The organism is Nodosilinea sp. LEGE 06152 (assembly GCF_015207525.1).
Taxonomy (GTDB): Bacteria; Cyanobacteriota; Cyanobacteriia; order Phormidesmidales; family Phormidesmidaceae; genus Nodosilinea.
The window spans coordinates 534166-544348 of record NZ_JADEWR010000003.1 but is presented as its reverse complement, the minus strand read 5'-3'; the positions used below and the strand labels follow the sequence as shown (position 1 = coordinate 544348).

Genomic DNA, 10183 nt, shown 5'->3' with positions numbered 1-10183 from the left:
GACCGCAGGCTACACAGATGTGGTTTTGTTTACCTTTCCGCTTGCCATTCTTACGGATGTGAGTGGCTCCACATTCTGGACATTGCATCGCAGATCACCCTAACTCATCTCTCAATTATGCAACGCCCCTTTTTTGAGGGTGGGTAAGGAATCCCAAAAACTTAGCCGCCCCAGACTTGTGCAGTTCGGGGCGGCCTGGGCAATAATAGCCCTAGCCTCCGAGACAGCCGTTTCTGTCGAGGGGGTCAGCCGCTGGTTGGTGGTACCAACACCTTCCAGTGGCGTCTGACTAAATTTTTGGGAAGCACAGCTGCACGCACACAGCCATCCAGCAAAAATACCCCATTCTTTAGCCGAGCGCAAGTTAAAAATGCTACAGGTTATGGCAAGCACACAATCGCGAACCCAACAGATTATCGACGTCTCTCAAAAGCCTGGAATTGCGAAGACTTTCCAAATGGACAACCCCAGACTTGAAAGCTAGGACATACTAATGGGCGTAGCTTCTGGTCTGCTCAACTAATGACCAACCGCCCCGGTCTTGCCGTCAAAAAGCCAATCTCGGTATGGAACAAGCCCCTCAAGGCAAACTTCAAAGACTTCTTCAAATCACTGGGTAAGGCAGGGGTCGATGCTGCTACAGGGCAGTGGATCGGTGTAGGCAAGGACGCTATCGATGCCCTCTCGGCTATTGGCCTGGAGAGCAACGAACCTGAGGAATTAGCCTGGGCACTAATCTATAACGCTTTGACCAAAGCCGTTGCCAGCATCATCAGTGACAGTCAGTTTTTAATTCAAGACATCCCCAATAGCGTGGAGGGGTTAAGTGACAGCCTTGATCTGTCGCTGGAATCGAGTGAGCTAGAAATTTCTAATCGTTTTTTCGAGCATCCTGAGCAGTTAGCGATTGTAAAAGCAATTCAAACTCCTCTGCGGCAGTGGCTAGAGGGGTTTGGCATTGAGCCATTTCAAGCGGAGGTGTTGAGCAATCGCCTGCCCGCTTATTTTGTGTTTGCGCTGAACCAGGAGTGGCGACAGCGATCGCAAACCTATGCCCGCATCACTGAAACGGTTCAAACGCCCTTTACCCAGGCGACTGAACGAGAGCATGGATGGCGACTCTATAACTCCTGGCTGCAAAAGCAAATTCAAGAGCCAATGCTGTTTGAAGCCTTTGGTCTGGAAGATATCTATGTACCGCTGCGAGCCTATTACCGTCGCAAAGTCGAAGGGCACAGAGATGACGGCGATGATCTTGACGTTAGACCTGCCCACGGAGATAAGGGGAACGTTGAACGGGTAGTAGTTGATCTAAGCGACTGTCTGCAAGCGTGGCTAAAAACGGCTGATAAAAATGATGCTATTCGCATCGTCAGCGGTGGCCCTGGCTCGGGTAAGTCGTCCTTTGCGAAGATCTTTGCTGCCCGCCAGGCAAAAACGGGGGCCTTTCCGGTGCTGTTTGTGCCGCTGCACCAGTTTGACCCCGCTGGCGACCTGATCAAATCCGTGGGCGAGTTTGTTCGCTACGACGAGTACCTCAAAGACAACCCACTCAACCCCGATGACGACAGTTTAAGGCTGCTGGTTGTTTTCGATGGTCTCGATGAGCTAGCGCTACAGGGCAAGCTGGCCAAAGAAGTTGCCCAAGAATTTGTGCGCGAAGTACAGGCTAAAGTCAGCCAGTTTAACCGTCGCAAGACTCGCGTGCAAGTACTCATCACCGGACGAGAAGTAGCGGTGCAAGAGTCATTCAAAGAGCCACAACAGGTGTTGCACGCTCTGCCTTACGTTGTTCCCGAAGAAGAGCGCAAGAAAGAACGGTACGAACCTTACTTGGATACTGCGAATCTGCTGACTAACGATCAGCGCAACGACTGGTGGCAAAAATATGGGGCTGCTACCCAAAAGCCCTACTCTGCCATGCCGGAGGAGCTAAACCGGGGCAACCTGACCGAGATTACAGCTCAACCCTTGTTGAACTACTTGGTAGCCCTCAGCTACATGCAGGGCAAGCTCACCCTCAACGAACAAACAAACCTCAATACGGTCTATGCTGACCTGTTGAACGCGGTCTATGACCGCAGCTACGAAGACAACCGTCGCCACGCCGCCATTGGCGACATGACCCGAGAGCAATTTATTCGAGTATTAGAAGAAATTGCCCTGGCCGCATGGCATGGGGATGGTCGTACAACAACGGTTGAAGAAATTGAGCGCCACTGTAGCAACAGCGGACTGCAAAGACTTTTAGAAATATTTGAAGAAGGTGCAAAGGCTGGGGTAACGCGCCTGTTAGCCGCCTTTTATTTTCGGCAAAGCGGTGTGCGGGGCAATGAGCGTACCTTTGAGTTTACCCATAAGAGTTTTGGCGAATATTTGACCGCTTGCCGTATTGTGCGAGCCATGGAGCGCATTCAAAAACAGCTAGACCGACGCCGTGAGGATATGGAAGAAGGCTGGGACGAACGCGATGCCTTGCTTCATTGGGCAGAAGTGTGCGGCCCCACCCGTATGGATACCTATTTGTTCAGTTTTTTACGGCACGAAGTTGCACTCAAACCTGTTGATCAGATCAACCAGTGGCAGCAAACCTTTGCTTACCTGATTGGCGTAATGTTGCGACAGGGGATGCCAATAGAAAAAATTGATCCTCCTCTAAAGTTTCAGCAGGCTAACCGGTGGGCCATTAATGCCGAAGAGGCGCTGTTAGCGGCCTTGAATAGCTGCTCTAGAGTGACACAAGATTTATCAAATGTAGATTGGCCAAGTAAAGAAGCTTTTGGCACTTGGGTAGGGCGACTACAAGGGCAGAGACTCGGTCCAGAAAACGTGGTAGCCCTGCAAAGCTTAAGTAATTTGAACTTAGACAACGCAATACTTTTTTGCAGAGATTTCTATGGAACCTTCCTAGAGGGGGCGAGTCTGAAGGGAGCAATCCTTAATCTGGCGCGCCTTGATCAAGCGAGTTTCAAGTGGGCGAGACTTGAGGGAGCGCGTTTCTTTGATGCAAGTCTTAAGAGGGCGAATTTTTGGGGGGCAAGACTTGAGAGGGCGAGTTTTGAGGGGGCAAGACTTGAGGGGGCGAGTTTTATTGATGCGAGCCTGGAGGGGGCACTTTTTGGATGGGCAAGTTTTGTGGATGTGAGTTTTGAGAATGCAAGTCTTGTGGATGTAAATTTTGAGAATGCAAGTCTTGTGAGAACGGATTTTACTACAGCTGATCTTCAAGCCATTAGCTGGAATGAAGATACCAATTGGGAGGACGTCATCGGTCTTGAGACAGCGATGAATATACCAGAAGCGCTGAAGCAGCAGTTGGGCCTGATGCAGCTTGGAGAAGCCAATGAGACATAACAGCAATTAAGCGTAGGAGGGGCAAAGCATCGCAACCTTCTGCTGACAACCTAAAAGCTGCGATCGCACCATCAAAATCCTCCACGCTCTTGGCTACGCCGACCCCACAAGCCAGACCTCCGAGGTTTTCAAAACCTCGGAGGTCTAGAGGCTAGAGGCTACTCATCAAACATGAGGGCTTTCAGGTTCGTCGCAAAATCTCTGCTCAGGGCCGGTAGATGCTGATCATCAGGCTTCAGAAACGTCTGATACGCGGCTTCAGACCTCAATTGCTGCCGTACAACATCCAGCTTCGGTAAGGTGCCCGATCGCAGCCCCGCATAGTCCAGATAACTGGAAAACTCCCAATCCTGGGGATGAGCCACTAGCCCAGCTTTCACCGGGTTTAGGTGGATGTACCGGGTCAGATGGTACAGATACTCGTCACTATCCACCGCGATCGCTTGAAACTGGCCCTGAAACAAAACCCCTACCCGGTTGTAGCGTCGATTCATCGCTTTGGTGTAGGCCACAGATAGCCGCATCATCGCTCCAGACACGGCACGGGTTTTACACTGCACCAGCAAATGATAGTGATTCGGCATCAGGCAATAGGCCACCACATCTAGAGCCTGCTCTGGTTGGAACGGGAGAGCTCGACGCGGCATGGAGAAGAACTAGATGCAACATTCTCTTAACGTTCCCAGAGACCTCCGAGTCCAGACCTCCGAGGTTTTGAAAACCTCGGAGGTCTCGCGAGAACCTTAAACCTTTCCTGGGCTAAACCTTCTCATAACCTAGCTCCCTTAAAGTAGCTGAAACCAGAAATCGCAAATTAAGCCATCTCTACGTTCTGCCCCTGTTCAGGAGTCCCCTATGGCCATTCCCCCCAACTGCCCCACGGTCGATATTGAGGACGACCGCACTGGCCTCAGCGTAGATACCCTGCGTCGGGCGCTGGCCGATAATTTGTTCTACATTCAGGGCAAGTGGCCTCAGGTAGCTAGCCGCAACGACTTTTACCTGGCGCTGGCCTATACCGTGCGCGATCGCATGATGCAGCGCTGGCTCAACTCCACCCGCACTTATCTCAAGCCTGAGGTGCGGGTGGTCACCTACCTATCGGCCGAGTTTTTGCTGGGGCCACACCTGGGCCGCAATTTGCTCAACCTGGGCATTACCGAGCCAGTCAAGCAGGCGATCGCAGAGTCGGGCCTCAATTTTGACGAGCTGATAGCTCAGGAAGAAGAACCGGGCTTGGGCAACGGCGGTCTGGGCCGTCTCGCCGCCTGCTATATGGAATCGCTGGCCAGCCTGCAAATTCCGGCTATTGGCTACGGCATTCGCTACGAGTTCGGCATTTTTGATCAAGATATTCGCGACGGCTGGCAGGTCGAAAGCACCGACAAGTGGCTCCAGTACGGCAACCCCTGGGAAATTCCTCACCCCGAATCGGCGGTAACGGTGGGCTTTGGTGGTCGCACCGAGGGCTACACCGACTCCGATGGCCGCTACCGCAAGCGCTGGCTTCCCGGCAAGCAGGTGAAGGGCATCCCCTACGACACGCCGATTCCGGGCTACAAGGTCAACACCATCAACACCCTGCGCCTGTGGAAGGCCGAGGCGGTAGAATCGTTTAACTTTCAGTCGTTCAACGTGGGCGACTACTACGGTGCCGTCAACAGCAAAGTCACCTCCGAGAATATCTCCAAGGTGCTCTACCCCAACGACGAGCAGATCGAAGGCAAGCAGCTGCGGCTAGAGCAGCAGTTTTTCTTTGTCTCCTGCGCCCTGCAGGATATGATTCGCATTCACCTGGCCTCGGGGCGGCGGTTAGAAGACTTTCACGAAAAGTTTGCCGCCCAGCTCAACGACACGCACCCCGCCGTCGGCGTCGCCGAACTGATGCGCCTGCTGCTCGACGAGCACGGCATCGAGTGGGATAAGGCCTGGCACATCACCCAGCACACCTTTGCCTTTACCAACCACACCCTGCTGCCCGAAGCGCTAGAGAAGTGGCCAATTTCGCTGTTTGGCGGCCTGCTGCCCCGCCACCTGGAAATCATCTTTGAAATCAACCAGCGGTTTATGGATCAGGTGCGGGTGCAGTACCTGAACGACCCCGCCAAGCTGGCCAGCCTGTCGCTAATTGACGAATCTGGCGATCGCTACGTGCGCATGGCCAACCTGGCCAGTCTGGGCAGCTACGCCATCAACGGGGTGGCCGCCCTGCACAGCGAGCTGGTCAAGCAGACCATTCTTAAAGACTTTCACGAGCTGTTCCCGAGCAAAATTCGCAACGTTACCAATGGCGTTACCCCCCGTCGCTGGCTGGCCCTCAGCAACCCTCGCCTGGCGGCGCTCTACACCGAAAAGCTGGGCGACGGCTGGCTGCAAAATATGGATCAGCTGCGGCAGCTAGAAGGCTACGCCGATGAGCCCGGCTTTCGGCAGTACTGGCGGCAGATCAAGCGCGACGTTAAGCAAGATTTGGCCAGCTACATCCACAGCCGCACCGGCATTGCCGTCAGCCCCGACTCGCTGTTTGACATTCAGGTCAAGCGCATTCACGAGTACAAGCGCCAGCACCTCAACGTGCTGCACATCATTACTCTCTACGAGCGGCTAAAGCAAAACCCCAGTTTGGATATCACCCCCCGCACCTTTATCTTTGGCGGTAAGGCGGCCCCCGGCTACCACATGGCCAAGCTGATGATTAAGTTCATCACCGCCGTCGGCGATGTGGTGAACAATGACAGCGCCATCGGCGATCGCCTCAAGGTAGTCTTTTTGCCCGACTACAACGTCACCTTTGGCCAGCGGGTGTACCCGGCCGCCGATCTGTCCGAGCAAATTTCGACCGCTGGTAAAGAGGCCTCCGGTACCGGCAACATGAAATTTTCGATGAACGGTGCCCTCACCATCGGCACCCTCGACGGCGCTAACGTCGAAATTCGTGAGCAGGTAGGTGACGAAAACTTCTTTCTCTTTGGCCTCACCACCAACGAGGTAATGGCCCTCAAAGCCAAGGGCTACAACCCCTGGGACTACTACAGCAGCAACCCCCAGCTCAAAGAGGTAATCGATCTGGTTAACTGCGGCTTTTTTGCTAAAGGCAACCCAGAGCTGTTTAAGCCCCTTACCGACAACCTGCTCTACAGCGACCCCTACCTACTGCTGGCCGACTACCAGGCCTACATTGACGCCCAAGACCAGGTCGGCATCGCCTACCAAAATCAGGAAAACTGGTCACGCATGTCAATTCTCAACGCCCTGCGCATGGGCAAGTTTTCGAGCGATCGCTCCATCCGCGACTACTGCAACGACATCTGGAACGTGTCGCCCGTGCCGGTAGAGTTGTTGGAGTACGACCAGGCGCAGGCGGGGTTGAATGTGTAGGCGGGTAGGTGGGTAGGCGGGTGGATGGGTGGATGGGTAAATGGGTAGATGGGTAGATGGGTTAGTCCAAACCCAAACTCGCCTGCCCTCCATACCCCTCACTTACCCCCCACCTACCCTCCCACCCATCCACTCTCCCACCCACCTACTCTCCCACCCACCTACTCTCCCACCCATCCACTCTCCCACCCATCCACTCCCCCACCCATCCACTCTCCCACCCATCCACCCTTCCCCCCCTATGTCCCTCCACCTCTACTTCCTCCGCCACGGCGAAACTGAATCGAGCCAGACCGGCACCTACTGCGGCTTTACTGACGTAGACCTGACCGAATCTGGTGCGGCTATGGCCCAGGCCTTTGCCGACAAGTACCAGCGCCTCGACTGGCAGGCGGTCTACGCCAGCCCGCTGAAGCGCACCGTGGCCACGGCAACGCCCCTCTGCGAAGCCACGGGCCAGACGATGCAGCTGCGCGACGGGCTAAAGGAAATGTACTTTGGCGAGTGGGAAGAAAAAACCCACGAGTACGTGCACGAACACTACAACGAAGACTACATTCGCTGGCTGACAGAACCGGCCTGGAACCCGCCTACTGGAGGCGAAACGGGGGTGCAGGTAGCCAGCCGCGCCTCTCTGGTGGTGGCTGAAATTGAAGCCAACCACACCGAAGGCAACGTGCTAATCGTGTCTCACAAGACCACGATTCGGCTGATTCTCTGCAATCTGTTGGGCATTGATAGCGGTCGGTACCGCGATCGCATTGCCCTCCCCGTCGCCTCAGTTAGCCTGGTGTGCTTTGACAAGCATGGCCCGATGCTGGTCAAACACGGCGATCGCTCCCATTTGCCCGAGGAGCTGGATTCGAGACCGGGAACCTAGTGCCGCTGCGCGGAGTTCAAAATGCAAAATTAAAAATGAAAAATTCTCGGGTGTCAGCTCAAGCTTTCTGAATAGCCAGCTTACTTCTGCCTTGCTGCCCCAGGAAATAGGGGGAATTCTTGAATTTTGAATTTTGAACTTTAAACCTTGAGTTGAAGACAGGGAAGAGGGGATGAAAATCTTCGTGCTCAATGCCGGGTCGAGCAGCCATAAAAGCTGCCTGTTTGATCTGGATAAGGATAATTCTGAAGTTCCGAATCCCCTGTGGCGGGCCGCCCTCGACTGGACCCATCAGCAGGGTCAGGTAGAACTCTCCGCCAGCGGTGCAGGAGAATCGATTCAGCAGGTGCTGCCCATTACCGACAAAGCCGAGGGCCTAGAGGCGATGGTAAATACTCTGGTCGACGGCCCTACCCAGGTGCTCGATAGTCTCTCAGATATCGACGCTGTGGGTCATCGGGTGGTGCACGGCGGGCGCGACTACATCGACAGCGTGCCCATTGACGAGGCGGTTAAAGCCGCCATTCAACGGCTGATTCCTTTGGCCCCGGCCCACAACCCGGCCAACCTGCAGGGCATTGAGGCGTTAGAGGGCATTTTGGGTGACGTGCCCCAGGTGGCGGTGTTCGACACCGCCTTCCATGCCCGCATGCCCGAGGCCGCTGCCACCTACCCTGGCCCCCACGCTTGGGTCGAGCAGGGCATTCGCCGCTACGGCTTCCACGGCATTAGCCACCAGTACGTCGCCCAGCGGGCTGCCGACATGATGGGGCGCGATCTGGCCGACCTCAAGATTCTTACCTGCCACCTGGGCAACGGCTGCTCGCTGGCAGCGGTCAAGGACGGCCTCAGCATTGACACCACCATGGGTTTTACGCCCCTAGACGGGCTGATGATGGGCAGTCGCTCGGGCAGCGTTGACCCCGGCATTCTGATTTACCTGATGCGCCAGGAGGGCTATACGGCTGATCAGCTCGACCAACTGCTGAATAAGGAGTCTGGACTGAAAGGGCTGTCTGGCATTGGCAACGACCTGCGATCGGTGGTGGAGGCGATGGAGGGGGGCAACGCCCAGGCCCAGCTGGCCTTTGATACTTTTATTCACCGTCTGCGCCGCAAAATGGGTGGCATGATCGCCAGCCTGGGCGGGCTGGATGCGGTGGTGTTTACCGCGGGTATTGGCGAAAATAGCCCGCTGGTGTGGCAGCAGGCCTGCGAGGGCTTTGAGTTTTTGGGGCTGCGGCTGAAGGCAGACCTGAGCCGGGCCGAGGAGGATCAAGATATTGCCAGGGAGGAGTCTAGGGTGCGATCGCTGGTCATTCACACCCAGGAAGAATGGGCGATCGCCCAGGCCTGCCTTGCTCTCCTCAATGACAGAGGCTGCTAACCACACAAAGCTCGAAAATGCTAGCTCTGCGGTAGGGGACAAGGATTGAAGGACTGCGGCTAGCTCAAAAACTGGCGAATCTCGTCTGCCATCTGGGTGCTGGCCTCATCTGCTGTCACCAGATCGATCTGGTCGGGGCGGGTGGCACCTAGGCCCAGGTCGGCGGCGCGGCGAATCTGGGCCTGCTGCCAAATTGACCCCCCAGACACATCAGGGGTGGTGCCCAGCTTTCGCAGCAGGGCAATGCCGATCGCATCAATGGCAATGCGATCGGTGCTGGCCAGCACAACGCCTGCCTGTACTCTTTGCCCCTGCTCGGGGCCGCCGCCCACAAAGGCGTCTACCCCGTCGATCACCACCAGGGCGGGGCGATAGGCGCGGTTGACTTCGGCAATCATTAGTCGCTGGTTGGCTGAGCGGTGCAGCTCGCGCATGTAGTCATGCCCGTCGCCCGGCACCCGGCGAGCTACCATGCCGATAGAATTTTTCAGCGACAGGGTAAAGTGGCCGCCAAAGCGGTGGGTCTTGAGGCAGCAGACGTTGACGATCGCATCGGCATTGAGCACCGGGCGGGCGATCGCAAACCCCTGCGACCAGTTGGTGCCCGCCGCCTCAAAGTACTGCCAGTCGTCGCGGCCCAAGTCGTCAAAGACCAGGGGCGTAAAGCCGTGGCGCTCGGCCAGGGCAAACACCCGCTGCTGGGTCATGGCGGCACGGGTGGCGGCCATCCCCGAGCGATCGCCCACCGTAATTGAGGTCGCACCAGCGCCCTGAATCTCCTGCACCAGGGTCTCTAGCACCACCGGGTCGGTGGAAGCCGGGGCCGGGTCGCCCGTGTTGTAGTTGGGTTTGATAAACACGCTTTTGCCGCTAAAGCTGGGGGGCTGCAGCAGGGCGATCGCCTGCCGTACACCCGCCGCGCGATCGGTCGTTTTGACCAGCGCCACCCGGTGAGGGCTGAGGCTAGTCGCCGCCAGGGGTGTAGCCTCAGCTATATCGACAGGCAGCGCCGACAGACCTGGCCCCAAGCGATTCGAAAAGCCCAGCTGGGCACCAACGGCCCGCAGTGAGGCAGGCAGCGCCGCACCCCCCGCCAGCAAACCAACATACTTGAGCACGTTGCGGCGCGACTCTGGCTTGGGTCGTTGGTCTGACATGGCAGCCCCTGGGGCAGAACGGCATGG

The 10183-nt window shown here is 56.2% G+C and carries 6 protein-coding genes and 1 pseudogene; 4 read left to right on the top strand and 3 right to left on the bottom strand.

The window, feature by feature from the left end:
- Window positions 1-88: pseudogene (locus IQ265_RS07235) on the bottom strand (IS1 family transposase); the annotation flags it as partial.
- Between the two features lie 434 nt (window positions 89-522).
- Here IQ265_RS07235 and IQ265_RS07230 point away from each other — a divergent pair.
- Window positions 523-3354, top strand: a complete 2832-nt coding sequence (locus IQ265_RS07230; protein WP_194051935.1) for a pentapeptide repeat-containing protein — start codon at window positions 523-525, stop codon at window positions 3352-3354.
- A 158-nt stretch (window positions 3355-3512) separates the two neighbouring features.
- Here the strand turns inward: IQ265_RS07230 and IQ265_RS07225 are convergent, their stop codons facing one another.
- A complete protein-coding gene (locus IQ265_RS07225) occupies window positions 3513-4001 on the bottom strand; it encodes a transposase (RefSeq protein ID WP_194051934.1) in 489 nt (162 codons plus the stop codon).
- 208 nt (window positions 4002-4209) lie between these two features.
- Here IQ265_RS07225 and IQ265_RS07220 point away from each other — a divergent pair, with 208 nt between their 5' ends.
- From IQ265_RS07220 to IQ265_RS07210, 3 genes are all read left to right on the top strand, one after another.
- Window positions 4210-6732, top strand: a complete 2523-nt coding sequence (locus IQ265_RS07220) for a glycogen/starch/alpha-glucan phosphorylase (RefSeq protein WP_194051933.1) — start codon at window positions 4210-4212, stop codon at window positions 6730-6732.
- Window positions 6733-6973: 241 nt separating this feature from the next.
- On the top strand, window positions 6974-7612 hold the full coding sequence (locus IQ265_RS07215) for a histidine phosphatase family protein (protein WP_194051932.1): 639 nt from the start codon (window positions 6974-6976) through the stop codon (window positions 7610-7612).
- 172 nt (window positions 7613-7784) lie between these two features.
- The gene (locus tag IQ265_RS07210) at window positions 7785-8999 is read left to right on the top strand and encodes an acetate kinase (protein WP_194051931.1); all 1215 of its coding nucleotides are present in this window, start codon (window positions 7785-7787) and stop codon (window positions 8997-8999) included.
- Window positions 9000-9058: 59 nt separating this feature from the next.
- Here the strand turns inward: IQ265_RS07210 and IQ265_RS07205 are convergent, their stop codons facing one another.
- Window positions 9059-10156 (bottom strand): DUF362 domain-containing protein, encoded by a 1098-nt coding sequence (locus IQ265_RS07205; RefSeq protein WP_194051930.1) that lies wholly within the window; start codon window positions 10154-10156, stop codon window positions 9059-9061.
- Between the last annotated feature and the right edge of the window lie 27 nt (window positions 10157-10183).